The organism is Hansschlegelia plantiphila (assembly GCF_027922265.1).
GTDB lineage: Bacteria > Pseudomonadota > Alphaproteobacteria > Rhizobiales > Methylopilaceae > Methylopila > Methylopila plantiphila.
Map to the genome: position 1 here is coordinate 29027 of NZ_BSFI01000021.1, position 25054 is coordinate 54080.

Here is a 25054-nt window from a genome sequence, read left to right on the forward strand (position 1 = left end):
CACAAGCCTCCGGAATGCGTGAGTCTCTGAAGCGCGTCCTGTCCGTGCCCTTTGCGGCGCTGATCCTGATCTATGATGCGATCGAGGCTGTGTTCGGCCCGATCGTGCGCCCGGTCACGGCGGCTCTCGGGCGCCTCAGGCTGTTTCAACGCATGGGTCAGGCGATCGCGGCGATGCCTGCCTATTGCGTTCTGGCGCTCCTCGCGGTGCCGTTCGCTGCGATCGAGCCGTTCAAGTTCATCTCGCTCTACTGGTTGGCCGAAGGCCAATTCGTGCTCGGCGGGGTCGCGCTCGTGACGGCCCATCTCTCCAGCCTGCTGATCTGCGAGCGCATCTTTCATGCCGGAAAGGCCAAGCTTCTGACGATCGGCTGGTTCGCCCGCGGCTACGGAATCATCGCGCGGCTGCGCGACGCAGCCCTCGCATGGCTCAAAACCACCGCAGCATGGCGAGCGGCGACGTCCGCAGTCTCACGAGCGAGGAGCGGCGTGCGGGCGCTTCTCAGAGCCTGACATCTTCGAAACCCACGATGTCGACCCTGTCGCCCAACGTCTCGCGGGCGATGTCCACCACCGCCTTGTGATGAGTGAACAGGATCGGTTGCGCCCGGGCCCCGATCTCGGCGAGCGCCGCCAGGCCCTGCGCGGTCCGCGCATCGTCGAAACTTGCGAACAGATCGTCGCCGATGAACGGCGCGGGCTCGGCGCGCGCCGCATAGTCCTCGATAAACGCCAGTCGCAACGCGAGATAGAACTGGTCACGCGTGCCTTCGCTCAGCCCCGCGACCGGCGTCGTCTCCCCGGACGCGCGCAGCGCGACGAGCTTCGGCGCGTCGTCGTCATAATCCTCACGAAAGCCCGAGAACGCGCCGCCCGTCAGCGTCGCGAACAGCGCGCCGGCGCGCGTGATCAACGGGTCCTGCTGCGCCGCATGGTGGCGAGAGACGGCCTCGCCGAGCAGCAGAGCGCCGATCTTCAGCACCGCCCACTCGCGCGCCGTCGCGGCGAGCTCCGCCTCCGCGATACGCTGCTCGACCGCCGCCACTTCAGCGCCAACGCCGGTTTCAAGCTCGGCGCGACGGCGGCGCTCCCGGTCGAGCTCGGCGAATGCCTCCTTGATGTCATCGTCCAGCCGCTTCTCTTCGTCCGCCAGGTCGGCGGCCTTGGCCTTGGCGCTGTCACGCTCGAAGCCGACGAGTTCTTCTCGCAGCAGAGCTTCGTCGCCCTGTTCGCCAAGCGCGAGAAAATGTTCACGCGCCCGGGCGAGCGCAGCGCGGCGCTCGCCTCGCACACTCGACTGGCTGAGCAAGTCGCCGAGATCGGTCCCCTCCGGGAAGGCGGCCGCCGCCTCCGTGAGCGCGGCCGCGGCTTCCTCGGCATTGAGCCTGGCGTCTGCAAACGTCGCTGCCGCGCTCTCCGCCCGAGCGAGCGCCTCCTTGCGCCTCGTCCCCTGCGCTCGCGCGTCGGTGAGGCGCTCGTGCAGCCGGCGGGCCGCGGCTTCCGGCGCGAGGCCTGCGAGTTCCGGCGCGAAACGTGTGACGAGCCGTGCCACTCCATCCCGGAACGCCTCTGCGTCGCGCTCCATGCCGCGGACCCGGCGAAGACGGTCGGCGCGTTCGTTCAGCGTTCCGGGAACGCCGGACCATGCGGCGAGCGCGGCCTCAGCGGCCGCGATCGTGGCGTCCGGCGGGGCGCCGACGGCGGTCGCAGCCGCGGACCACCGCGCCCGCCAGTCGTCGTCCGCGCTCCTCGCCTGCGCCGTCTCGCGCTCAAGCCTGATGATCCGCGCCGTCGCTTCGGCGATCCGCGCCTCGTTGCGTCCCGCCTGCTCCCATCGATCGGCAAGCGTTGAAAGGCGCGCCTCGATGCGCGCAGCGAGCGCCGGACAGGCGAGCTCCGCCATCCCAGTCAGACCCGCCTCCGCGGCGATGCGGGCGAGTTCCGGGCGAAGCCTCGCGTCAGCCGCGTCCAGCGCGGCGATCTGGGCGGCAAGACCGGTATTCTTCTCACGGCGCTCGAAGATACTGTGCAGCGTCTTGAGCCAGGAAGCCATGTCCTCCGGCGGCTGCGGAAGGACGCCCGCCGGTTCCCAGATGCGCCTCCACTCATACAGAGCTTCGCCTTGGGCTTTATGGAGCGTGGCGAGGCGACGGGCGAGCTCGTCTGCGTCGCGCAAATGCTGGGCGTGTCGGCGCGCGAGATCGGCGTGGCGCGCGACGCGGCTCGCATCCTCCGTCGCTCGATCCGCGAGCCGGTCCGCCTCCGGCGCGTGACGATCGAAATCGGCCACCCGCGCCTTGCGTTCGCCTTCGTCCAACGGCTGCGTTGTCAGCAGATGGCCCCGAAGAGCGCGCCATGCCGTGTCACGCGCCGTCCGGGCGTCGGCGATCGCTTCCGGCGAAGCCAGCGGACCGCCTGCGGAAAGACCCTCAAGCTCCGCCCTGGCTTTGGCCGCCTGCCCGATAAGGTCGGCCGCCGCCCGCTCCGCCCGGTCGATCTCCGCGCTGAGCGCATCGTGATCCTTACGAGCCCGGGCGATCGCCTCGGGCCCGGGCAGCGAAGCCGAGACGACACGATCAAGCGAGGCGACCGGCGGAAACAGCCGCGCTGCGGCTTCCGCGATCGCGCGTTCCTCGGCCTCGTGGACGCCGGCCAATTCTGCGCGCCGTTCGAGCGGCCGGATCGCGGGGGCGAGCGCGGCCAACGCCTCGCGCAGCGGCTTCGGGTCGCGCGCCGGCGGCTCCTCCTCGCGCTGCGCCTCGTGCCGGGAGAGGGCTTCACGCTCGTCCGCCAACGCGCGAGCGCGGGATCGGTCGGCCTCCGCGAGAATACGACCTTCCGCGATCAGGTCGCGCAGGACGGCGCAGGCGGCGTCGCTCGGAAGCGCCCGCTCGACGGCGTCGGCGTCGGCGAGCCCTAACCGCGCCGCGAGCCGGCCGAGCTCCGCTGCGAACCCGTCGGCTTCGCCTTGCACGCGGGGCAGATCGTTGCGGCTCTTGACGTAGGCGCCCGATTCCCCGATCAGCCGCTCGATAGCGGTCGCAGCGTCGAGGGCGACCGCGTCAACCGCAACGCTCGCCAACTCTTCGGCCGCCCGGCGAGACAGCCCTTCCGCGTGCTCCGCCTCACGCTGCGCCGTCTCCGCTGCATCCAGCCGGCGCCGAAGGATCGCGGCGTCGGCGGGCGCAAGCTCCGGCAAGCTTTCGAATTCGGCCAGCGCTCCGCTCGCCTCGTCGACCGCTGCAGCGGCCGGCGCCGCCCTGACGAGACGCTCAAGACGAGCCTTCTCGGTCCGGACGGCGGTCCGTCGCTCGCCGAGCGCCGACACGCGCGCCTCCAGCGCATCGATCGCCTCATTCAGTCTGGTCCAGTCGCCGGCCTTCAGTTCCTTGGCGCGGACCGCCTGCCGCGCCGCTTCATGACGCCTGAGGATGTCATTGAAGGGCTTGGTGCGCGCCTGCGGGGTGAAGATGTCGTCCGCCTGGGATTCCAAAACACGGCGCATGTCGTCGAGGCCGCGCAGCCCGGAGGCGGCGGCGAACAGGCTCGCTCCAGACTCGCCGTCGACGGCGAGCAGATCGTCGGCGCCTTGCCGCAACGTCTGAGCGCCAAGCCCGAAGGCGCGCTCGAACAGACCCCGCGTCAGACCGCCGAGCAGCGGAGCAAGCAGATCATCCCGCAGCGGCGCGTCATCGGCGTCGAGCAGGGTCGCCTTGTTGCCCCGGCGTCGTCTGAAGGCGATTGGCTCACCCGCGGCCGGCGCCACCACGCCGCCGAGCCGCAAATCCTTCGCGGGGAACCGGAAAGCGAAGGAAGCGCGTTGCTCGAACCCGAACAGCAGATCGGAGACGGCGGCTAGCGCGGAAGTCTTGCCGGCCTCGTTCGGCCCGTAGACGACGTGCAGCCGCGCGTCGTTGCGGAATCTAAGCGAGCGGCTCTCGAAGGCGCCGTATTTTTCAAGGTCCAGACGGACGAGCCGCATCGTTCAGACGCCGAGCCGGCCGAGCGCGAGAGCCCGCGCCTCGGCGATCAGCGCGGCGACGTCGTCGACCAGCGCTCCGTCCTCCACCGTCGCGGAGGCGGGAAGCCGGTTTGCGATGGTTTCGGCGAGCCCCTTTGCGCGCAAATGGATTTCGGGGTCGGCGACGAGATCATCGAACAGCGCCGCGAGATCGAAGGACTTGAGTTCGAGCCCCCCCGTGGCCATGCGCAACGGCGGAGTGGTTGCGAGCTTGAGCCGTTCGAGCCAGATGTCGGCGCCGATGCGCTGCGCGGCCGCCTGCGCCTCCTCTGCGATGCGCCGCGGCGCAGCCGCGAAGGCTGCATGCAGCGGCGTGTCGCCGGAGAGGGTGAGACGAAGCGCGACGACACGAGCTTCCGCTTCGTGCGCGATGGGCCGGACCGCTTCCTCGATGAGGTGGAACGCGGCGGACTCGTTATCGACGCCCGACAGGTCGACGGACGCCTGAGCCCAGCGCGCCCGGTCGACGAAGACGCGTTCGACGTTCGTCACGTGTCCGTCGGCGACATCGACGATCACCGCGCCCCTCGGGCCGCATTCGCGAACGCTTCGGCCCTGCAGGTTGCCGGGGAAGACGATCCACGGATCGCGCGAAACGACGCTGTGCTCGTGCACATGGCCGAGCGCCCAGTAGTCGTAACCGCGCAGACGCAGATCCTCGATCGAACACGGGGCGTAGCGGGCATGCGCCGACTGCCCCTCGCAGCAGGTGTGCAGCACGCCGATATTGAACCATCCGACCACGGCAGGCGGATAGGACAATGCGAGGTTGTCCGAGGCCGAACGCTCGGCGAAGCTCTGGCCATGCAGCGCGACCCTGAGATCGTCCAGCCTGAAGGTCTCGGGCTTCCGGGACGGAAATTGCCGGACGCCGCCTGGCAGCGAGATGCTTCTGGTCACCACGCTGTCGGCGTCGTGGTTGCCTTTGAGCAGAAAGACCGGAATCCCCGCGCGGTCGAGCCGACCGAGTTCGCGGTTGAAGAACAAGCCGATCGACGCGTCCTTCCACTCGCCGTCATAGACGTCGCCGGCGATCACGGCGAAAGCCACGCTGGCCTCGATCGCCCTGTCCACGAGATCGGAGAACGCGGCGCGGCTGGCGTTGGCGAACACCGCCGCCACGTCGGCGTTCGCCCGAGCCAGCCCCACGAAGGGGCTTCCGAGATGCAGGTCGGCCGCATGCAGAAAGCGGAAGGCGTTCATCGGGACCTCGAAACGACGGAGCGCGAACTTCGCAGGCGCCGTCCCGATTCGCCATCGGCCAGCAGGATCAGGGCCGGCGCAGCGAGAAGCCGGCCGCTTCGCGGGTCGTTGCAACCGCTCCCAGCCGGGCGAGCGCATCAAGCGTCGCGGCGATGCGCCGCTCGGCCCGCCGGCCCTCGCGGAAACGCGCCGCGAGCCCGCTGGCGTCGACCGGCGCACCTCCTTCGAGCAGCGCCAGCATGATGGTCGCGGTCTGCGCCACTTCGTCCTTGGGGAAAGCGGGCTTTGACGGCGCGAACGAGGCCGAAAGCCCCGCCTCGATCTGCCGACCGGCTTCCAGGTCTCTCTGCCGGTCGGGGCGATCGGAACGGCCGGCCTGATAGGCGGGACGAAGAAAGCGTATTTCTCCTCTCGCCTCCTCCGCCGCTCGTTTCTGGTTGAGCGCGACAAGACGAGCGATCATCGCCTCGTCCGAGAGGTCGGCCCGCCAACCATAGGCGCCCGCGACCACGCGGTCGATCCGCTCGTGCAACTCCCCGAGGATCGCGACCAAGCCGGCCTCGTAGACATGGCGCTCCGGAGGCGGAAGGTCGGTCGCCCGAACGCCGGCCCGCAGCTTTTCAAGGACGTTGTAGAGCTGGGTCAACGTGAGTTCGGAGTGTTCTGAGAGCACGCGCTGGCGGTGCTCGTCGAGTTCCTCCGCGACCGCGCGGATCTCGGCGCGTTCCCTCTGCGACGCATCGGGGAACGGAAAGGGATCGAAGCAGCGGGATTTTGAATAGCGTGGCCTATCCTCAAGGGTGGCTCCGGCATGGGCCGCCCATGCGCCATGTGTGCGTGACGACAGCACGCCCAGATGGAACGCGTCGTCGCTCGCGATCGCGACCAGCATGTTGTCCGGCAGGATGGCGCCGTCGAGGAACTGGAAGACGCGGTGCTTCGCGGTCTCGACGGTGGCGATGTAGCGGCGGAGGCCTTCGAGCGCAGGCCGGAGCCCCGAGCGTGGTTCTCCGAAGAGCCACCAGTTGAGCCGATAGCTGTGGCGATTGTTGGCGTCGCGCTCCGGCTTCACGGTGGTCATCAGATGCTGGTAGGCCTCGGGAAAGCGAGCCCGCGCCTGCGCCGCGGTAAGCCCGAACAGATCGATCGCCATCACGCCGCGCGCACGGCCGGTCAGGTCGCGCCCGTTAAGATAGGGGCGGATGTGGGCGTCCAGACCCGCGCGTCGACCCAGCCCCAGCGCCTTCGCCTGGAAAGGCGTGACGATGAAGCCCGCGCCGTGCAACGAAACCCCGCGAGAAGAAAGCCCTTCGTTGGCGAGCAACGACTTGGCGTTGGCGAGATTGGCGCCGACCGTCAGGTCGGCGTTGATCCGCCCGACCGTCTCGCGGAGCTCCACCACCGGCGCGTCGGTCTCGAGCCCATGCTCCGCCGCGACCTCGCGCAGCGCCCCGTCCTTCGATCCGGCCTCGACCACCGTCATCGCTATCCGTACGGCGGCGTGGTCGCGCGAAGCCTTCGTCCAGGGATGGTCCGGGATCGCCATGACGATCGAGACCGGCGCGCTCGCGCCGAGCCGCCGCTCGACCGCACGGCGCTGGAAGACTTGGCTGATCGAATTGGTGGTGACGAGACCGAACCGGCGAAGCCTCGCCCCCTTGCGTGTCAGCAACTCTGCGGCGCGATCCCACCAGTACATCACATAGTCGGCGCTCTCGTTCATGTGCGGGTGCGCGGTCCAAAGCGCCTCCGCGTAAGTCTCGCCGAGGCGGCCGCGCAGGTCTTTGCCGCCGATGAAAGGCGGGTTGCCGACGATGAAGTCGGCTTGCGGCCATTCAGGCCGTTGCGGGCCTCCCGGCGGCGAAGCGAGCACCGCGTCACAGGCGACGATATTGCCGAAGGCGCGCAGGATCGGCTCGCTCGGCGCGCCGCCGCGGCGGGTGCGCGCATGCCATTGCAGATAGCCGATCCAGAGCACAAGATCCGCAATGGCGGCGGCCCGCCGATTTAACTCCAGACCAAGAAATTGGCCGGGATCGACAGTGTGGCCTTCCAGCCCCGCAAGCGCCTCCTGACCGCCGAGATCGGCGAGCGCCTCGAGCACCTCGCCTTCGAGCCGCTTCAGAAGCTCCAGCGACACATAGAGAAAATTGGCCGTCCCACAGGCCGGGTCCAAAATGCGGACGGCGCAGAGCCGATCATGGAACGTCCGCACCGTCTTGATCGCAGCCGCGGCGCGGCCCTCCTTGCGCTGGCGTTCGGCGGTCGCGAGCGCCGCCGCCCAGTCCTCTCGCAGCGGCTCCATCACCGTGGCGACCACCAGCCGCTCGACGTAAGCACGCGGCGTGTAATGCGCGCCGAGTCGTCGGCGTTCATCCGGGTCGAGGGCCTGTTCGAGCAGCGCCCCGAAGATCGCCGGCTCGACATCGCGCCAGTCATGCGCGGCGGCCGCCAGCAGTTCGCCGATCTCCTCACGGTCCAACGGAATCACGGCCCGGTCCTTGAAGAACGAGCCATTGAACCGACGCACTTGGGCGTTGAGGCCGATCGCGTAGCCGCCCTGGTCCATGGCCTCCCAGACCTGCCCGAGCGTCGGCGCGAAACGCTCCGGCGCCGCGGCGCAGTGTCGGAGCAGCGTCTTGAAGGAGTCGCGAGGGATCAGTTCGACGTCCTCGGCGAACATCGTGAAGATCACGCGCATCAGAAATTGCGCGACCTCCTGCGGCTCACGGCCCTGCCCTTCCAGCCGCCGCGTCACGTGGGCGAGGCGTTCGGCGATCCCGCGCGTCACACGCGCGGCCTTCAGCGCCGGATCGAGGGAAAGGGGATCGGTCCAGAGCCGGACGAGCCGGTCGCGGACGTCGTCGCGTCTCAGATCCTCAAGATAGATGCGGAAGCCCGTACGGTCGGGGAACTGGTCGTAGGCCTTCCCGTCCTTGCGGAAATTCGCATAGAGCTCGAGGCAGTGGCCGACGTCGCAGACCACGACGAAGGGCGGCGGCTCGTGGCCTTGGGGCAGCAGGCGGACATAGTCCTCCGCCTGCCGCCGGGCGTTGAGCATCAGGACGTCCCAGGCCCGTTCGGCCCCGCGGCGGCCACGCGCGACCGGCTCCGGAACCCCCGTGGCCTCGAACAGATCCTTCGCGCCGCCGTGTTGGCGTGACTGTTTCGCCTCGAGCACGAAGCATGAGCGGCGGTAGAGATCGATCCGCCGATGAGCGGCCCCGCCGTCCCGGCCGGGCTCGCGCACGATCCGCTCGAAGACGTAATCATTGTCCTCCGCCTGCGCCGATGCCGGCTCCGGCCGCGGCACCCCAAGCGCGTCGGTCAGCTCCGATAAGAAGAGCGCATAGTTTGCGCGCTCCTGGCCGCCGACCCGACCTTGCCAGCGCGCAATGAACGCCTCGATCGCCTGCTCCACCATCGCGCGCGCCCCCGCCACGTGCACGCTATGGTAGATATTAATGTTGTATATGCAACCCTTACATGCACCCGTCGGCGTCTGCACGCCAGGCCATGGATGCCAGGATCGGGTCGATCGGCGATCCGCCTCAATATTTAGGGCGTTGAACCGTGGAGCCGACGGGCGGCGCGCTGGCGCGCGCTCTGATATGGAGTGTGTCGCAAGCGGCTGACGCGGGCTCCGCCGATAGCATCGCGCTCTCCAGAACGAGCCGCCCTCTTGGCAGAGGCTTCTGCATGACCGATCAGATTTCGATTCCCGATGGCTGGGAGCCGTTCGAGGATGCGGGCTTTCTCAACCTCGTCGGGCCGATCCATCAACGGCGGGAAGCGGATGGCGTCCGCTCCTTCGCCTTCGTGGCGCAGCCGAAGCACGCCAATCTCATCGGCGTCGTCCATGGCGGCATGCTGATGACGCTGGCCGACCGTGCGCTCGGGCTGACCGCTTGGGACGCCGCCGAGGGACGACCTTCGGTTACCATTCAGTTCGACATGCATTTCGTCTCCGCGGCGCGGATGGGCGAGTTTGTTGAGCTCAAGCCTGAGGTGTTTCGGCTGACCTCGTCGCTGGTCTTCATGCGGGGCGCGCTGCGGGTCGCCGACCGGCCGATTGCGGCGGCCACCGGGATCTGGAAAATCCTCGATCGCTGACCTTCGGACTTCACGATGCCAAGGGCCTGGGCAAAGACTTCGCTGCGATAGTCGACTCGTTCTATGATTATGATCCGCTACGCGCCTAAGCGCGCAGCCGTTGCCGCTGGAATGCCAGAGAATGCTGACTAAAAAGGCCAAGTACGGCCTGAAAGCGATGGTCGACCTCGCACGGCTGGACCCCGGCCGCTCCACCTTCGTCGCGGATGTGGCGGAACGGAACGCGATTCCGAAGAAGTTCCTCGACGCGATCCTCGGCGAACTTCGCAACGCCGGCATGCTGTCGAGCAAAAAGGGCAAGGCGGGCGGCTACATGCTCGCCCGCGCGCCGGACGAGATAACGGTGGGTTCGATCGTCCGGGCGCTGGACGGCCCGCTTGCGCCGATCCAGTGCGCCAGCCGAAGCGCTTATGTGCCATGCGACGATTGCCGCGACGTCAAGGCATGCCAGGTCCGGCTGCTGATGGTCGATGTCCGCGACGCGATCTCGCGCGTGCTGGACGAACGGACGCTCGCGGAGATGCGCGACCTCGGCGACAATGCGATGGCCGCCTTCATCTACCAGATCTGACCGGGCGGCGGGATGGACCGCGCCAGGCCGCGAAAGTCCCCTGAGCCCAAGCAGCCGCCCCTGCTGGCGCCCCTTTTAAGGGACGCGCGCACGCTGATCGGATCCCAGGCGCTCCCCTTCCGACGCAGCCGGGGCGAGACGCTGGCGTCATCCGGCGAGCCGATCGACGTCGTGTTCTTCGTGGAGGATGGCCTCGTCGCCATGCTCGCTCGGACGGCGGAAGGAATGCGCGCGGAAGCGGGCCTCGTCGGCGCTGGCGGCCTTGTCGGCCACACCGCCGCGCTCGGCGCCCGCCGCGCCTCGCTCGACGCCGTCGCCCTCAACGCGACGCGTGGGCTGGCTCTGCCGGCCGAAGCGCTCCGGGACGCGCTCGATGGATCAGCCGCGTTCCGCGACGCTCTGATGGCTTACGCCGTCGAGCGCGTAGCCGAGACCGAGCATCTCTGCGCCTGCGCGGCGTTGCATTCGATAGAACGCAGGCTCGCCCGCTGGCTGTTCAGGGCGGCGGGGCTATCGGGCGGCCGTCCGATCGAGATCACGCACCAGCAGTTCGCGGTCATCCTCGGCGTCCGCCGTGCGAGCGTTACGGTCAGCCTTCACCTGCTCGAAGGCGAGAAGGCCGTGCGCTGCCAGCGAGGGCGGGTCGAAATCCGCGATCCCGATCTGCTCGAGACGCTGTCCTGCGGCTGCCATAAGTCCGGCGTAGCGACTGCGCGACGGCCTCAAACCGCCTGATCAAGCGCCATATCGACGGACATGCCGCGAACCTGCAGGCGCGACATCCGGGCGAACAGCCCCTGTCGGTCGAGCAACTCCTCGATGGAGCCGTCCTCGGCGACCGCGCCGTCCATCAGCACGACGATCCGGTCGAAGCTCGACAGCGTCGACAGCCGATGCGCGACGGCGATCACCGTCCGGTCCTTGGTGAGGCGGTCGAGAGCGCGCTGAACCTCGATTTCCGACTCGGTGTCGAGCGCCGAGGTCGCTTCGTCCAGAACGACGATCGGCGCGTTCTTGAGGATCGCGCGGGCGATGCCGACCCGCTGCCGCTGGCCGCCGGAAAGCTTTGCGCCCCGGTCGCCGACCAGCGTCTGGTAGCCATACGGCAGATCGTCGATGAACTGGCAGTGGGCGGCGGCGGCGGCCTCTCGCACCTCGTCGTCGCTCGCCTCCGGCCGACCGAAGCGGATGTTCTCCATCACCGTCCGGTGGAAGAGCGAGATTTCCTGCGGCACGACCGCGATCGCGAAGCGCAGCGACTCCTGCGTGAGTTCGCCGGCGTCCTGGCCGTCGATCAGCACGCGTCCCGACTGGACGTCGTGGAGCCTCTGGACGAGATGGATGATCGTGGACTTGCCGGCCCCTGAGGGTCCCACCACGCCGACCTTCTGACCGGCTTTGATGTCGAGGCTGAAATTTTTGAGGATCGGCTTGTCCGGCGCATAGCCGAAGCTGACGTTTTCAAAGCGGACCGCCCCGCCCTTGCGCTGGAACGGGCGCGCATTCTCAGCGTCGACCACCTCGTGGGGCACGCCGACGACCCGCAGCGTTTCGCCGAGATAATTGACGTGCTGCTCGATCTCCACGAGCGCGACGGCGAGGTCGCGGGAGCCGTGCAGGATGCGGAACACGAGCGTCGAGACGACCACGACGTCGCCGGCGCTCACCTGACCGGCGGTCCAGAGCATGAGAGCCCAGACCAGCATCGATCCGGCCATCATCCAGAGCAGGACGTCGTGCAGAACGCGGGCTTTTTCGGAGAACATCCAGCTCTTGCGCTGGGCCCGCGCCTCGGTGTCGAACGTATAGCGCAGCCTCGTGCGCTCCCGCGCCCCGGCCGCGAACGCCTTGACAGCCCAGATGTTGGTCAGAACGTCGATCAGCTCACCGCCGACATGGCCCGCCTGCTCGGCGTAAGCCCGATGGAGATGCCGGCCGTTCACGCTGTACATCACCAGCCCGACGGTGATGGCGACGGCGAACACGGCGAGCGCGAGCGCCATCCAGATGTTGATGGTGAAGAAGATCAGCAGCGCGCCGAGGAAGTTCACGACCGGGGGCGCGACGTTCCAGGTCAGCTTGTTGATCATCGCGCTGAAGTCGCCGGCTGTCGCCGTGATCCGGTGCCCAAGCGACCCCGCGCGCTGGTCCTGAAAATAGCGCATGGGGTGGCCGGTGACGTAATTCAGCAGATCAAGGCGGATGTCGACGCCGACGCCGACCGATGTCCGACACCCCAGCCAACCGCTCACCCGCCAGAGCGCCGCCTCAAGCGCGAACAAGCCGACGAAGAAGAACAGCGCGAACCATACGGCCGTGTTGTGCGCCGGAGGCTTCTCCATCGCGTCGACCAGCAGCTTCATGCCGTATTGAGAGGCGATGCCGCTGAGCGAGGCTGTGACGACCACGACCGTCAGCCAGAAGAAATGGCCCGGCCAGATCGTGACATAGCGCCAGAGGAAGGCGATAGGGCTGTGCAGAGAGGCGGCCAAACCCTTGTTCTCCTGGGAGCGCTCGGGCTCGTAAGGAAGATCGACGCCGACCGGCGGACGGATGGCTGTCGGGTCGACCTCCGTCATGACGCCTCGCGGCGCAGAGGAACGACGCGGCCGTCCGCAGAACCGCGATGGTCTCCCTCGAAGCGCAGTCTCTGGCGCGCAAGCTCGTCCGCCAGCGGCTCGTAGACCGGTCTGCGTCCATCAGCGTCCGCCATGCCGAACAGACCGACGTCGCAGATCCGGTCGTTCTCCCAGCCGTGATAGTCGAGGATCGGGTAAAGGCACATGCCTTCGATGGCGGAGCCCGCCGCGCGCGCCGCCGCAACCTCGCCCGCCACGTAGTTCAGCCACGCCGGTCGCGCGGTGTTTTCGGCGCCGAACTCCGAGACGATGACCGGCCGGCCATAGCGCTTGTGCGCCTCGGCGAGCATGTCACGGAACGGCCTATAATCGTGATGGCCCATCGGGATCGCCCCTCCGCCCATCACCCACTGATTGTCCGGATAGAAATTGACGCCGACGATGTCGAGCACCTCCGGCGAGCCGCCGAGCTCCGGCTCAAGACGTCCCGTCAGCAGATCGTGCGCTTCGAACTGGATCTCGCAATAGCCTTGCGCGGCGGCGATATCCTTCGCGCTTGGGGACGAAGGATAGACATAGATCGAGGGCTCCGCGCAGATGAAGCGCGCTCGCGGATCGGCTTCTCGGACCGCATGCGTCCCTGCGATCGCGGCGCGCGCGAGCTGGCGCTTGAGTTCCCCGCCGCGCTTGCGGGCCATCGGGTTGAAGCGGCCCATGTCGCCGCCCGCCCAGGCCCAGTACGAGATCTCGTTGATCGGGCAGAAATAGGGAATGTCGTCGCTCTGCTCGCGGATGAACGCCGCCGCCGCCTTGGCGAACTTCGCAAACCGCTCGGGGAACGCGGGCGACCAGATGTCGAGGCCGTCGGGATAGCCGTAATGGCAGAGATCCCAGATCACCTGGACGCCGGCTCTTGCGGCCGCATCCGCCATCGGCGCGACGCTCGACCAGTCGTAGACGCCGGGCGCGGTCTCGATCCGATGCCAGCGCATGCCGTCGCGCGCCGTCCTCAGCCCATGAGAGGCGACGGCTGCATAATCAGCGGCGGCGTGCGCCTCGTGACCGGTCGAGACCAGTAGATCGAGACGCCTGTTGTCGGCGCGCCGCTGGGACGCGCATTCGAAGCCGGCGAGAAAAAAGCTGCGTAGACCGCTCGTGGCCGGGGGGGTGCGCTCTGTCAAATCGTGCTCCGTGTCGATCGCCCGGCAAGGATCGCGCAGGCTCGACCTATTTGGAGCGCCCGAGCCTGAAGCCTGCGTGAACAGGATTTTTGTACGATACCGTACAATTAAGTCGGCCTTGGAACTCACCTAGGCGATCAAGGGTTCGGTACGGGACTCTTGCGGCGTGAGCGCCTCATCCCACCACAGATCATCCGAGCCCGTTCAGGACACGTTCACGACCAATTTGCGTATCTACGACTGTCGCCACATATCTACGGGAGAGGTTATGCGAACGACGGCCAGCTACGCGCCGACCATTCCGCAGGAATTCCCTGTCGAGATCGACGACGCCTCCGTCGTCTGCTTTTCTCACCTCCGGTGGGATTTCGTTTATCAGCGACCGCAACATCTGTTGAGCCGAATCGCTCGACGCCACGACGTTCTCTTCATTGAAGAGCCGATCTTTGAGGATGTGCCGGAACCCCAGATGCGGCTGTCGCCGCGCGGCGATGGCGTACGGGTGGCGGTCCCGATTCTGCCTCACGGCCTGAGCGAAAGCGCCAAGGTCTTCGCTCAACGCGTCCTCGTCGAGAAGCAGCTCGAGACGCTCGGAACGAGCCGACGGATCTTCTGGTACTACACGCCGATGGCGTTGCTCTTCAGCCGCCATCTCGAGGCCGACGTCACCGTCTTCGACAGCATGGACGAGCTGTCCGCGTTCAAGGGCGCGCCGCCAGAGCTCCGCGCGCTGGAAGACGAGATGATGGCGCGCGCCGACGTCGTCTTCACCGGCGGACACAGCCTCTACGAGGCGAAGAAGCACCGTCACGACAACATCCATGCCTTCCCGAGCAGCATCGACGCCGTGCATTTCGGCCGCGGCCGTTCGTCCGACCGGGTCGAGCCGGCTGACCAGGCGCACATCAAGGGCCCGAGGCTCGGGTTTTTCGGGGTGATCGACGAGCGGATGGACATCGATCTCGTGCGCGAGGTCGCCGAGCTTCGGCCGGACTGGTCGTTCGTGATGATCGGCCCGGTCGTGAAGATCGACGCCGCAGACCTGCCGAAACTGCCGAACGTCCACTGGATCGGCGGTCGGGATTACAAACAGCTGCCCGACTATATCGGCGGCTGGAACATCGGCTTCATGCCGTTCGCGCTGAACGAATCCACTCGGTTCATCAGTCCGACCAAGACTCCGGAATTCCTCGCCGCAGGCGTGCCGGTGGTCTCGACGCCGATCGTCGACGTCGTTCGCTCATACGGCGACGACAATCACGTCGCGATCGCAGCGGATGCGCGGTCGGTCGTTCAGGCGGCGGAAGAGCTGCTCGCGATGGACCGCGACGCATGGCTCCACCGGGTAGACAAGAAGCTCGCGGAAGGCTCCTGGGATCAGACGTTCGAGAACATCTACGAGTTGGTCGCGAAGGCGCAGCTGAGCCGGAGCGCATCGAACGAAGGGGCGCACCTGGGAAAGGATACCTTCAGTGTATGATTGGCTCATCGTCGGCGCAGGTTTCGCCGGAAGCGTGCTGGCGGAGCGGATCGCCTCGCAGCGCGACCAGTCGGTCCTGATCATCGACCGCCGTCCCCACATCGCGGGCAACGCGTACGACCGTCACGACGATGCGGGCGTGCTCATGCACCAGTACGGTCCCCACATCTTCCACACCAACTCGGACGCGATCGTCGAACATCTCTCGCAGTTCACGGCATGGCGGCCCTACGAGCACCGTGTGCTCGCGCGGGTCGACGGCAAGCTGGTGCCGATCCCGATCAACCGGACGACCGTCAACGCGCTCTACGATCTCGATCTGAAGACGGACGAGGAGGCGGAGGCGTTTCTGGGGTCGCGCGCGGAACCGGTCGAGGAGATTCGCACCTCCGAGGACGTCGTCGTCAGCAAGGTGGGCCGGGAGCTCTACGAGAAGTTCTTCCGCGGCTATACGACCAAGCAATGGGGCCTCGATCCCTCGGAGCTCGACAAGTCGGTCACGTCCCGCGTCCCGACGCGCACCAACGACGACGACCGATACTTCACCGACACGCATCAGATCATGCCGAAGCACGGCTACACCCGAATGTTCGAGAAGATGCTCGCGCATCCGAACATCAAGGTGATGCTGAACGCGGACTACCGCGAGGTTCGCGATATGATTCCGCATCGCAGGCTGATCTTCACTGGCCCGGTCGACGAGTTCTTCGATTTCCGCTACGGCCGCCTGCCCTATCGGTCGTTGCGTTTCGAGCACGTGACGCTCGAGCAGGAGCGGTATCAGGACGTCGGCACGGTCAATTATCCGATGTCGGAGGCCTATACCCGCATCAGCGAGTACAAGCACATCACCGGGCAGAAGCACCACGCGACGACGATAACCTACGAGTATCCGTCGGCGACAGGCGATCCTTACTACCCGATCCCCCGGGCGGAGAACCAGGCGCTCTACAAACGCTATCAGGCGCTCGCGAACCAGACCGAGAACGTCCACTTCGTCGGCAGGCTCGCAACCTACCGTTATTACAACATGGACCAGGTCGTCGGTCAGGCGCTGGCGGAGTTCCGTCGCATCCAGGAGACGGTCCCGCTGTGGACCTCGCCGGTCAACGGCAAGAGCCGTCACGCGGACGGCGAGATGATCCTTCCCGGCGCGGCGCGCCTGCTGAACTGAACAGCACCGCGATCAGATCTCGAAAGGGCGTCGCCGGATAGGGCGGCGCCCTTTTTCATTGGAGCCGGTAATCCACATGCAGCTGCATGACGGCTCGGACCGCGCTGTCGCTTTGAGAGGATGCACGATGAAATCGCCCTGGAGCGAGGAGACCCGACAGGCGATCGGCGAGATCGCAGGGCGGCACGGCTTCAGCGAAGAGGCGGGGCTGGCGATGGCGGTCGCGCTCGCCGCCGGCGGCGGGGCGATGGCTCAGTTCGCCCATCCCGAGCTCGGCGGCATGGGCCAGTGGTCGCAGGGCGGCATGCTCATGATCGGCGACATGTTCAACGACGGGCTGAAACACCGCGTGAGGGGCCTCGCCGATGACCTCGTCGCGGCGGACGGGCGCGGCGCCATCGACCTCGCGAGTGCGGCAGGCGCCGAATCCGGCGCCTTCGGCCGATGGTGGCCGGAGGAGCTTGGATCGCCCTCCTCGAGCGGTTCGCAGAACGGTCAGCGCTATGCAGTGTTTCCCGAAGCCCGGAGGCTGGCGATCGAGCGCAGCGGCCGCGTGACGATCCACGACACCGGCGATCGCCGGATCGGCGGCGCGTCCCAGCAGCAGGGCGCGACGTCCAGTCTGAGCTTCTCAAGCGACCGCGGCGCGATCGACCTGCTCGACCTCCCCGAGGTCGGGACCCCGGATCCCAACCGGCGGAGCGATGGAGGCTCCGCCGAGCAGGCGCCGGCTCATTCGGCCTATGACGTTCCAGTCGACGCCCGGGAGACGGAACGGCCCTCCGCCGCGCCCTCTACGCCGCGCGCCCGGACGCAGGCGCAAGAGCCGGACCAGACCAGCAGCGGCGGCGACCTTCTGGAGCTGATCCGAAAACTCGCCGAGCTGAGGGACGCCGGCGTCCTCACCGACGAGGAGTTCAGCGCGAAGAAGGCCGACCTGCTCGCCCGCATCTGAGCGGATCGGGGGGCGCATTGATGCCGCAAGATAAATCCGCTGGCCGAACCAATCTTCAACCCGCCGCCGGGCGGTCGCCTCACCGGTCCGGAATGATCCACAGAGGCCGGTGGCGCAGTCGATTTCGCAGCGAACGGCTGGGTGATCGGCGCTAATGCTCAAGATCGACAGCTGCGTATCAGATACGGCAGGGCCGAAGCGGGCGGAAGCCGCACAGAAGCGGCGCCGCACGGACGCTGAACCCGTCACGCTCGCGATCCGCACCGGACTAGCGTCCGCCGGGCCGAGACGGGCGAAGGCTGGTCGACCGCGATGGGCCGGCGACGTTCGGACCGTTCTGACGAGGCTCGCGCCTCACAGTCGACGACTTAGGTGACAGCGATGACCGGCCGCGAGGATGAATTCTGGATTTCGGTCCCCGCCTGGCGGGCGCGGCGGCTGCGCGCTCACCTCGAGACAATGTCGGCGTCGGGGATTGCAGCGCGGAGGTCAGGCGACCCCAAGATCATTCCGTCGGAGGCGCAGCACCGCGCCGAGGTCCGATGTTGGCTTAGAGGCTGGGACCGGGCTGGAGCGCTAGAAGCCCGAGCCGGACTGAAACATCCCACCGCCAAACAGCTCGCCAGAATCGCACGCTGGCAGGCAGGCGTCGGACGTCTATCGCCCGCGCAGGGCGCGCTGCGCCGGGATATTCTTGAAACCGTCGCCGATGAGATGCTCGTCGCCCGGCCATTGGCGTTCGGCGCCATCGCCGCCGCCCACCGGGAGACCGCTCGGCGTTGCCGGGACGCGAACGTGCCTGCGCCCAAAGCCTCCCGCTATCGACGATGGCTTGATCTGACCGGCCGCATTACGCGCGACGCGAAAGTGGCTGGAACCTCGCCTCAGGCAGTCCGTTGGTCCCCCCACAACCGGGAGAGATCGCATGAACGTCGAGATATACGAGTTCGAGCCAGGCCGCTGGTCTTACAAGATAGCCGGAGCGCCATCGGGTGAGACGTTTCCATCGCGCGCCGCGGCTCTTATTGCGGCTGAACAGGTGAAGGACAAGCAGGCCCAGGCCCCAGACGCTCCAGCCATCGACCCGCAGATCTGAAGAACAAACGCAGCCACCCGGGCTCGCGGTTACACGGAGACGTCGCCTTTCTCGAGAAGAATCAAGCCATCCTCCTCGAAGCCTCCCTTGTCGAACTTTGCGTTCGCAGCATCGATCAGAACCAAGTCGAACGGTCGATCCGCCTGAGCGATCGCGACCGCCTGAAACAGCGCGTCACGCGTGGCGAACACCTTCACGATCTCGTTCGCCTTGGCGTCAAATAGATCGAACTTGTATCCGGCCGAACTGCTCGCGTCGTCGATGACCTCGGTCAGGCGCGTAGATCGATTTCCATCGGTCACTTCTTCAGCTTCTCGGCCGCGGCGTCGAGCTTCGCGCGATTGTTGCCGTGCGTCTTGATGAGCTCAAGCGCCTGCGCATTGTTGATGCCGTGCTTCTTCGCAAAGTAATCGACCTCATATCCCTCGCCGCCAGCCACCTGGCTGCGATCCTGCCGCCCGCGATTGGTCTTGTCGTCCGCCATCGGTCGTTCTCCCTCACGCTGGCCCCGACCCTCTACGGGCTCCCCCATGAAGAAGCTCATGTTGGCGTCTAAGGTTCCGTAGCCGGACGGCTCATCGGCTGAGGCTCTCGTCAGGGTCGACGAAGAAAATTGCGATATGCGCTCATCGCCCCCGTGGAGATCATAGGCCAGAACGCAAGCACCGAGATCACGGCGGTGAGCAGAAGAACCGCCACCATCACATTCACGATGCCGAAATTGACGGCGTCCTTCGCGACGAAAAGGCCGGTGATGAGGCTGGCGAGCCCCAACGACAGTCTTACGAACCAGCCCAGCATCACTATTGGTCCTTGTTTGAGAACGCCGGTCGACAGTCTTGCCGAGGGCGAGGGCTTAAGGGATTACGCTACGATATGGAATCCGTTGTCGGCGTAGACGATCGAGCCCGTCAGCGGGGCGCCGGCGTCGCTCGCGAGAAAGGCGGCGATTCGGCCGATTTCGTCGATCCCGACAAGGTTCTTGGATGGTGTCCGTTCGCGCACCTTGTCGAGGAGCGCGTCGAAGCGGTCGATTCCGGAGGCCGCGCGGGTCTTCACCGGCCCGGCGGAGATCGCGTGGGCGCGGATGCCGCGGTCGGCCAGGTCGGCCGCGACGTATCTGACGCTCGCTTCGAGCGCGGCCTTCACGGGCCCCATCAGGTTGTAGTTCTCCACCACCCGGTCGGCGCCGTAGAAGCTCACCGTCAGCAGGCAACCGCCCCCGGTCATGAGCGGGGCGGCGAGCTTCGCCATTCGCAGGAAGGAATGGCACGAGACGTCCATCGCCAGAGCGAAGCCTTCCGCCGAGCAGTTCACCACGCTCGTGTGAAGGTCCTCGCGTTCTGCGAAGGCGATGGAGTGCAGCACGAAATCGAGCTGGCCCCACTCCTTCTCGATACGCGCGAACAAGGCGTCGAGTTGTCCGCGGATGCGAACGTCGCAGCGCGCGAAAATCGAAGCCCCCACCTGCTCGGCCACCGGCTGCACATACGGCTTGGCCCGATCGTCGAGATAGGTGACCGCAAGCTGGGCTCCGGCCTGAGCGAATGCGATCGCGCAGCCAGCGGCGATGCTGTGCTCATTCGCGATTCCGACCACGAGCCCGCGCTTGCCGGACAGGTCCATGATGGGGGCCATTGGGTCAGTCCTTTCTGTTCAGGAGCGAGACGGCCTCGTCGGCGATCACCTGCTCCTCGTCGGTGGCGATGACGAAAGCGGCGACCTGGCTCGTCTGGGCGTTGATGGTCCCCGCATTGGCCGCGTTGGCTCCGCCGTCGAGCGTGAGGCCGAGCCAGCCGAGACGTTCGGCGATCCGCGCCCGCACCTGCGGCTGGTTCTCGCCGACGCCCGCCGTGAAAACGATTGCGTCGAGCCCTCCGAGCGTCCCTGCGAGGCGCGCGACTTCGCCGACGATGCGGAAGGCGAACAGGTCGAGCGCCTCCGCGGCTTCCGGCCGGTCGCTCGCCAGCAGATCCCGGCTGTCGGCGCTGATCCCGGAGACGCCGAGCAGGCCTGAGCGGTGGTAGAGGATGTCCTCCACCTCCTCGCGCGTGCGGCCCATCTGTCCGAGCAGGTGCAGGATCACGCCGGGATCGAGCGCGCCGCAGCGCGTCGCCATCGGTATGCCGTCGAGCGTCGAGAAGCCCATGCTGGAATCGCGGCTGACGCCGCCCTCCAGCGCGCAGAGGCTGGCGCCGCTGCCGAGATGGGCGACGACGACCCTCCCCTGCGCCGCCTGGGGCGCGCGGCGGGCGAGCTCGCCTGCGATGAACTTGTACGACAGCCCATGGAAGCCGTAGCGTTTGACCCCCTCGTCGTGCAGCGCGCGGGGGATCGCGAAGCGCCTCACGACCTCCGCGTTGGTGCGGTGGAAGGCGGTGTCGAAGGACGCGGTTTGAGGCAGTTCCGGGCGGAGCGCGCGGATGGCGCGGATCAGCCGCAGGCTCTGTGGCTGATGCAGCGGCGCCAGCGCGGTGAGCGCGTCGATCGCCGCGAGCGCCTCGTCGTCGACGCGCGCCGGTCCGCCGAAGGCGTCGCCGCCATGGACGACGCGGTGGCCCACCGCCGTCACGCCGCCAATGTCGAAATGCTCGGACAGGCGTCCGAACGCCTCCGTCAGCACATCCCGCAGATCGTCGCCCTCGTGCGCCTCCAGCTGGGCGTCGAACGACGCCGGCCCTTCGGTGAGGTGGAAGGTCGGCGGGTGCGAGCGGAAATCAATCACGCCCTTGCCGATGCGCCCGGGGCCCTCCGCGCTCCGCGCGAACAGGCCGATCTTCACAGACGACGAGCCGGCGTTGAAGGTGAGCAGCAGGTCGTCGCTCATAGCGCCATCGCCCCCTTCAGCGCTCGACGGGAGGCGACGAGCTTCGCGAGCGCAGCGGAGGCGATCCGCACCTTCAGCGAATCCGACCGGCTCGTCAGAATGATCGGGACCCGCGCGCCCAGCACCAGGCCGGCGGCGTCCGCGCCCGCGAAGTAGATCAACTGCTTCGCCAGCATGTTGCCGGCCTCCAGATCTGGCGCCAGCAGGATGTCGGCATGGCCCGCGACCGGCGACGCGAGGCCCTTGATGCGGGCGGCGTCGGGACTGATGGCGTTGTCAAAGGCGAGCGGCCCGTCCACGCGCGCGCCGGTGATCTGGCCTCGCGCCGCCATCACCGCGAGCGCCGCAGCGTCCAGCGTCGAGGGCATCCTGGCGCTGACCGTCTCGACCGCCGCGAGCGCCGCGACAAGCGGCTCCTCGACCCCGAGCAGGAGGAGGAGATCGACTGCGTTCTGCACGATGTCGCGCTTTTGCTCGAGTGTCGGCTGGATGTTGATCGCGGCGTCCGTGACGATCAGCGGCTTGGCGTAGGCCGGCACGTCCATGGCGTAGACATGGCTGATGCGGCGCTCAGTCCTCAGGCCGGAGCCGGGAGCCACCACCGCGCCCAGCAGTTCGTCGGTGTGGAGGCTGCCCTTCATGAGGGTAGCCGCCTGGCCCGCGACGACCAGTTCCACGGCGCGCGCGGCGGCGGCGTGGCTGTGTTCGACCGACTCGATCGCGATCCCATCGAGCGACACCTTCGCCGCCTCGGCGGCGGCGCGGATCTTCGCTTCGGGGCCGATGAGCAAAGGCTCCAGCAGGCCGGCGTCGCGGATCTCGACCGCGGCCAGGATCGCTTCGGGAGAGCAGGGGTGGACGACGGCGACGCGGATCGTCGGAAGGCCCCGGGCGTCCTTCACGAAGCTGTCGTAGCGGGCGTGACGGCGCAGCGAGACCTCGGGCAGCCTGGAGCGCGGCCACTCGATCGTGCTCGCCGGCGCTATAACCGTCGCGGTCCCGGTGAGGACCTCGTCGCCCCGCTGGTTGGTCGCGATCGTGTCGAGCAGCACGATCCGCTTCTCGGGCCGCTTCTCCCGCACTGTCACGGTGACCGTGATGGTGTCGCCGGGCGCGACCGGCCTGCGGAACTTCAGGTCCTGCCCAAGGTAGATCGTGCCAGGACCGGGCAGCTTTGTGCCGAGCACGGCCGAGACCAGCGCGCCCGTCCACATGCCGTGGGCGACGATGTGGCCGAACAGGTCCGTGGCTGCGAATGCGGCGTCGAGATGGGCCGGGTTGACGTCGCCGGAGACGGCGGCGAACAGGTCGATGTCGTCGCGCCCGACGATGCGGACCAGCGAGGCGGCCTCGCCGACGACGAGTTCGTCGAAGGTGCGGTTCCTGAGGGATACGTCCTCCATGACAGCCTCAGCGTTGCAGGACATAGGAGCCGGGCGCATCTTCGAGCGCCCCGTAATCAAGGTCCGGCGCGCCGATACCCGGCGGCGCCACGCGCTCCGGAGCCGAGCGGGCCGCGAGCCAGTCAGACCAGACGGGCCACCACGAACCTTCCTCCGCAGCCGCCGCCGCGGCCCATTCGTCAGGGGTGAGGATCACGTCGCCGGCCTCTCGAGTGGCGTTGCGGAAGTGGCGGCCCGAATGGCCGGGCTCGCTCACGATCCCCGCGTTGTGCCCTCCGCTCGTCAACACGAAGGTGACGGCGGTCTCCGCGAGGGCGTGGATCTTGTAGACCGAGCGCCATGGCGCGACGTGGTCGCGCTCGGTCCCGACCACGAAGAACGGCGCACGGATGTTCTGCAGCGCCGCGGGGCGACCGTCGACCATCAGCCGACCGGCGGCGAGTTCGTTGTCGAGATAGAGCCGCCGCAGATATTCGCCGTGCATACGGGCCGGCATACGGGTGGAGTCCGCGTTCCACGCCATCAGGTCGATCATCGGGCTGCGTTCGCCCATGAGGTAGTCGTGGACGATGCGCGACCACACGAGATCGTTGGAGCGGAGCAGCTGGAACGCGCCCGCCATCTGGTCGGCGGCGAGATAGCCGCGGTTCCACATCATGCTTTCAAGGAAGTTCAGCTGGCTGTCGTCGATGAACAGGGCGAGTTCGCCGGGCTCGGTGAAATCGGTCTGGGCGGCCAGCAGCGTGATGGAGGCGAGCCGGTCATCCTTCGCCCGCGCCATCGCGGCGGCGGTGATCGAAAGCAGGGTGCCTCCGAGGCAATAGCCGGCTGCGTGGATCTTGCGGCCGGGAACGATCGCGGCGACCGCGTCGAGCGCGGCCATGACGCCGAGCGCGCGGTAGTCGTCGAAGGCTAGATCACGGTCGCTTGCGTCCGGATTCCGCCAGGAGACGCAGAACACCGTATGGCCCTGGGCCACGAGATAACGGATCAGCGAGTTCTGCGGCGAGAGGTCGAGGATATAGTATTTCATGATCCACGCCGGGACGATCAGCACCGGCTCGGCCAGCACGGTCTCGGTCGCCGGAGCATATTGGATCAGCTCGATCAGGCGGTTACGGAAGACGACCTTGCCGGGCGTGACCGCGACGTCTCTGCCGGCTACGAAGGTCTCCGCACCGACCAGCGGGCGTCCGGCTGACTGACGGCTCACGTCTTCAGCCCAGTTCTTCACGCCCTGAACGAGATTGGCGCCGCCCGAATCGAGCGTCTTCCGAACGACCTCGGGGTTCGCCAGCGGGATGTTCGAGGGCGAGAACATGTCGAGGATCTGCCGCGCCGTGAAGGCGACCACGTCCTGATGATGCGGCGAGACGCCTGGCACCTCATGGGTGACGTTGTGCCACCATTGCTGATTGAGCAGAAACGCCTGCGCCCAGAGGCTATAGGGCGGTTTGCGCCAAGCGTCGCCGCGGAAGCGATTGTCGCCCGGCAGCGGTTCGATGCAGGGCGGCGTTGACGGATCGAGGGCGGCGGTGACCGCATGATTGAGCAGCCGGCTCGTCTTGCGCACAGCCTTGTAGGCGATTTCCGCCCGCTTGCCGGGCGAGGCGGCGAGATGAAGCGACCAGTCAAAGAACGCAAGCGTCAGCGCCGCAGGCGACAGGCCGCCGGTGGCCTGCGCCGCGAACGCCTCCGTCATCTGGTCGAGCGCGTGGAAACCTTCGAGGCCGAGGTTTTCATCTTCCGGCGCCGGTCCGCCCGCTGGCTTAAGGAAGGCGGCCATCATCTCGTCTCCGTCTCGCCGGCTGCACAAGCGAGACAGGCTTCCAGAACCGCCTCCACGAGCCGCCGGAAGTCGTCGGGCCGGTCCTTGAAAATGGAGTCGACGTCGAGCACGTCACGGAACAGACGAATTCCGGCCAGCGCCGCCGAGATCAGCGCGGCGCGCTGAAGCGCGGGCGCCTTCAGCTTGACGGAAAGCGGCTCCACGAACTCCGTGAACAGCAACTGGCGCAGGATGGGCCTCGCCTGCTCGCTGTTCAGCGAACGCACCATGATTTCGAACGGATTGACTTCCGCGGCGGCGGGGTAGAGAGGCTCTTCGATCACGCTTTGCGCGAGATTGCGCTTCAGCTCATCGCCGTCGCCGACGATGAAGCGCTCGGGCCGGAAGGCTTCCTTCAGCGCCTCCACGAACAGATCCTCCTTCGACCCGAAGCATCGATGCACGTAGGAGACGTCGACCGCGACGTCCGAGGCGAGATCCCGAAGCTTGGTCTCTTCGTAGGAATTTTTTGAAAACCTTTCAATCGCAGCGGCAAGAATAAGATCGCGCGTGACGTATCCGGGTCGCCTCTCTAGCGTCAGGGGCATGTCTTCCTCGCGCAAACGTCAACGAGCTTTAGACTTGATCATAGCCAATCGTCGGTCAACGATCGTTGATCGACAT

The 25054-nt window shown here is 67.2% G+C and carries 21 protein-coding genes; 8 read left to right on the forward strand and 13 right to left on the reverse strand.

The features are described 5' to 3' along the window. Positions 1-14: 14 nt before the first annotated feature. Positions 15-512: a hypothetical protein gene (locus PKE75_RS14540; RefSeq protein ID WP_271169467.1), complete on the forward strand. Its 498-nt coding sequence runs from the start codon at positions 15-17 to the stop codon at positions 510-512. On the opposite strand, the gene PKE75_RS14545 is transcribed toward PKE75_RS14540, so the two are convergent. The 3 genes from PKE75_RS14545 to PKE75_RS14555 all read right to left on the reverse strand — a co-directional run bounded on the left by PKE75_RS14545 (position 502) and on the right by PKE75_RS14555 (position 8665). Next, positions 502-3981, reverse strand: a complete 3480-nt coding sequence (locus tag PKE75_RS14545; RefSeq protein WP_271169468.1) for a YhaN family protein — start codon at positions 3979-3981, stop codon at positions 502-504. The two genes, PKE75_RS14540 and PKE75_RS14545, sit on opposite strands and share 11 nt — an antisense overlap. 3 nt (positions 3982-3984) lie before the next feature. Continuing rightward, on the reverse strand, positions 3985-5223 hold the full coding sequence (locus PKE75_RS14550; RefSeq protein ID WP_271169469.1) for a metallophosphoesterase family protein: 1239 nt from the start codon (positions 5221-5223) through the stop codon (positions 3985-3987). Positions 5224-5290: 67 nt separating this feature from the next. Then, the gene (locus tag PKE75_RS14555; RefSeq protein ID WP_309298817.1) at positions 5291-8665 is read right to left on the reverse strand and encodes a class I SAM-dependent DNA methyltransferase; all 3375 of its coding nucleotides are present in this window, start codon (positions 8663-8665) and stop codon (positions 5291-5293) included. Between the two features lie 257 nt (positions 8666-8922). Here PKE75_RS14555 and PKE75_RS14560 point away from each other — a divergent pair, with 257 nt between their 5' ends. The 3 genes from PKE75_RS14560 (at position 8923) to PKE75_RS14570 (ending at position 10642) form a co-directional block, all read left to right on the forward strand. Continuing rightward, positions 8923-9336 (forward strand): PaaI family thioesterase, encoded by a 414-nt coding sequence (locus PKE75_RS14560; RefSeq protein ID WP_271169470.1) that lies wholly within the window; start codon positions 8923-8925, stop codon positions 9334-9336. 121 nt (positions 9337-9457) lie between these two features. After that, complete coding sequence (locus PKE75_RS14565) at positions 9458-9907, forward strand: RrF2 family transcriptional regulator (RefSeq protein WP_271169471.1); 450 nt, start codon at positions 9458-9460, stop codon at positions 9905-9907. A 12-nt stretch (positions 9908-9919) separates the two neighbouring features. Beyond that, positions 9920-10642: a Crp/Fnr family transcriptional regulator gene (locus PKE75_RS14570; RefSeq protein WP_271169472.1), complete on the forward strand. Its 723-nt coding sequence runs from the start codon at positions 9920-9922 to the stop codon at positions 10640-10642. Here PKE75_RS14570 and PKE75_RS14575 read toward each other — a convergent pair. Together PKE75_RS14575 and PKE75_RS14580 are read right to left on the reverse strand one after the other, a co-directional pair. Continuing rightward, positions 10630-12486 (reverse strand): ABC transporter ATP-binding protein, encoded by a 1857-nt coding sequence (locus PKE75_RS14575; RefSeq protein ID WP_271169473.1) that lies wholly within the window; start codon positions 12484-12486, stop codon positions 10630-10632. The two genes, PKE75_RS14570 and PKE75_RS14575, sit on opposite strands and share 13 nt — an antisense overlap. Next, entirely contained in the window at positions 12483-13667 is a 1185-nt protein-coding gene (locus PKE75_RS14580; RefSeq protein ID WP_271169474.1) for a glycoside hydrolase family 1 protein, read from the reverse strand. Before PKE75_RS14580 ends, PKE75_RS14575 begins: the two co-directional genes overlap by 4 nt. Before the next feature lie 469 nt (positions 13668-14136). Here PKE75_RS14580 and PKE75_RS14585 point away from each other — a divergent pair, with 469 nt between their 5' ends. The 4 genes from PKE75_RS14585 (at position 14137) to PKE75_RS14600 (ending at position 18372) form a co-directional block, all read left to right on the forward strand. Next, entirely contained in the window at positions 14137-15147 is a 1011-nt protein-coding gene (locus PKE75_RS14585; RefSeq protein WP_271169475.1) for a glycosyltransferase, read from the forward strand. Next, positions 15140-16321 carry a UDP-galactopyranose mutase gene (gene glf, locus PKE75_RS14590; RefSeq protein WP_271169476.1) on the forward strand — a complete coding sequence of 394 codons (1182 nt, stop codon included), beginning with the start codon at positions 15140-15142 and terminating at the stop codon, positions 16319-16321. The genes PKE75_RS14585 and glf overlap by 8 nt, the downstream gene beginning before the upstream one ends. A gap of 127 nt (positions 16322-16448) precedes the next feature. Further along, entirely contained in the window at positions 16449-17276 is an 828-nt protein-coding gene (locus PKE75_RS14595) for an SHOCT domain-containing protein (RefSeq protein WP_271169477.1), read from the forward strand. A gap of 925 nt (positions 17277-18201) precedes the next feature. Further along, positions 18202-18372: a hypothetical protein gene (locus PKE75_RS14600; RefSeq protein ID WP_271169478.1), complete on the forward strand. Its 171-nt coding sequence runs from the start codon at positions 18202-18204 to the stop codon at positions 18370-18372. A 29-nt stretch (positions 18373-18401) separates the two neighbouring features. On the opposite strand, the gene PKE75_RS14605 is transcribed toward PKE75_RS14600, so the two are convergent. The 8 genes from PKE75_RS14605 to PKE75_RS14640 all read right to left on the reverse strand — a co-directional run bounded on the left by PKE75_RS14605 (position 18402) and on the right by PKE75_RS14640 (position 24978). Then, entirely contained in the window at positions 18402-18674 is a 273-nt protein-coding gene (locus PKE75_RS14605; protein ID WP_271169479.1) for a hypothetical protein, read from the reverse strand. Continuing rightward, positions 18671-18856 (reverse strand): DUF3606 domain-containing protein, encoded by a 186-nt coding sequence (locus PKE75_RS14610; RefSeq protein ID WP_271169480.1) that lies wholly within the window; start codon positions 18854-18856, stop codon positions 18671-18673. Before PKE75_RS14610 ends, PKE75_RS14605 begins: the two co-directional genes overlap by 4 nt. 110 nt (positions 18857-18966) lie before the next feature. Then, entirely contained in the window at positions 18967-19173 is a 207-nt protein-coding gene (locus PKE75_RS14615) for a hypothetical protein (RefSeq protein ID WP_271169481.1), read from the reverse strand. A gap of 63 nt (positions 19174-19236) precedes the next feature. Further along, positions 19237-20010: an enoyl-ACP reductase FabI gene (gene fabI, locus PKE75_RS14620; protein ID WP_271169482.1), complete on the reverse strand. Its 774-nt coding sequence runs from the start codon at positions 20008-20010 to the stop codon at positions 19237-19239. A 4-nt stretch (positions 20011-20014) separates the two neighbouring features. Beyond that, positions 20015-21199, reverse strand: coding sequence for an acetate/propionate family kinase (locus tag PKE75_RS14625; protein ID WP_271169483.1), 1185 nt, complete (start codon positions 21197-21199; stop codon positions 20015-20017). Then, positions 21196-22602, reverse strand: a complete 1407-nt coding sequence (locus PKE75_RS14630; RefSeq protein WP_271169484.1) for a bifunctional enoyl-CoA hydratase/phosphate acetyltransferase — start codon at positions 22600-22602, stop codon at positions 21196-21198. Before PKE75_RS14630 ends, PKE75_RS14625 begins: the two co-directional genes overlap by 4 nt. 7 nt (positions 22603-22609) lie before the next feature. Then, the gene (locus tag PKE75_RS14635; protein WP_271169485.1) at positions 22610-24388 is read right to left on the reverse strand and encodes a PHA/PHB synthase family protein; all 1779 of its coding nucleotides are present in this window, start codon (positions 24386-24388) and stop codon (positions 22610-22612) included. Then, positions 24388-24978, reverse strand: a complete 591-nt coding sequence (locus tag PKE75_RS14640) for a TetR/AcrR family transcriptional regulator (protein ID WP_271169486.1) — start codon at positions 24976-24978, stop codon at positions 24388-24390. Before PKE75_RS14640 ends, PKE75_RS14635 begins: the two co-directional genes overlap by 1 nt. Positions 24979-25054 lie beyond the last annotated feature (76 nt).

Coding starts and splice junctions, on each gene's coding strand:
- PKE75_RS14540 (WP_271169467.1), top strand. CDS start 15: ATGCGTGAGTCTCTGAAGCGCGTCCTGTCCGTGCCCTTTGCGGCGCTG.
- PKE75_RS14545 (WP_271169468.1), bottom strand. CDS start 3,981: ATGCGGCTCGTCCGTCTGGACCTTGAAAAATACGGCGCCTTCGAGAGC.
- PKE75_RS14550 (WP_271169469.1), bottom strand. CDS start 5,223: ATGAACGCCTTCCGCTTTCTGCATGCGGCCGACCTGCATCTCGGAAGC.
- PKE75_RS14560 (WP_271169470.1), top strand. CDS start 8,923: ATGACCGATCAGATTTCGATTCCCGATGGCTGGGAGCCGTTCGAGGAT.
- PKE75_RS14565 (WP_271169471.1), top strand. CDS start 9,458: ATGCTGACTAAAAAGGCCAAGTACGGCCTGAAAGCGATGGTCGACCTC.
- PKE75_RS14570 (WP_271169472.1), top strand. CDS start 9,920: ATGGACCGCGCCAGGCCGCGAAAGTCCCCTGAGCCCAAGCAGCCGCCC.
- PKE75_RS14575 (WP_271169473.1), bottom strand. CDS start 12,486: ATGACGGAGGTCGACCCGACAGCCATCCGTCCGCCGGTCGGCGTCGAT.
- PKE75_RS14585 (WP_271169475.1), top strand. CDS start 14,137: ATGCGGCTGTCGCCGCGCGGCGATGGCGTACGGGTGGCGGTCCCGATT.
- PKE75_RS14595 (WP_271169477.1), top strand. CDS start 16,449: ATGAAATCGCCCTGGAGCGAGGAGACCCGACAGGCGATCGGCGAGATC.
- PKE75_RS14600 (WP_271169478.1), top strand. CDS start 18,202: ATGAACGTCGAGATATACGAGTTCGAGCCAGGCCGCTGGTCTTACAAG.
- PKE75_RS14610 (WP_271169480.1), bottom strand. CDS start 18,856: ATGGCGGACGACAAGACCAATCGCGGGCGGCAGGATCGCAGCCAGGTG.
- PKE75_RS14615 (WP_271169481.1), bottom strand. CDS start 19,173: ATGCTGGGCTGGTTCGTAAGACTGTCGTTGGGGCTCGCCAGCCTCATC.
- fabI (WP_271169482.1), bottom strand. CDS start 20,010: ATGGCCCCCATCATGGACCTGTCCGGCAAGCGCGGGCTCGTGGTCGGA.
- PKE75_RS14625 (WP_271169483.1), bottom strand. CDS start 21,199: ATGAGCGACGACCTGCTGCTCACCTTCAACGCCGGCTCGTCGTCTGTG.
- PKE75_RS14630 (WP_271169484.1), bottom strand. CDS start 22,602: ATGGAGGACGTATCCCTCAGGAACCGCACCTTCGACGAACTCGTCGTC.
- PKE75_RS14635 (WP_271169485.1), bottom strand. CDS start 24,388: ATGGCCGCCTTCCTTAAGCCAGCGGGCGGACCGGCGCCGGAAGATGAA.
- PKE75_RS14640 (WP_271169486.1), bottom strand. CDS start 24,978: ATGCCCCTGACGCTAGAGAGGCGACCCGGATACGTCACGCGCGATCTT.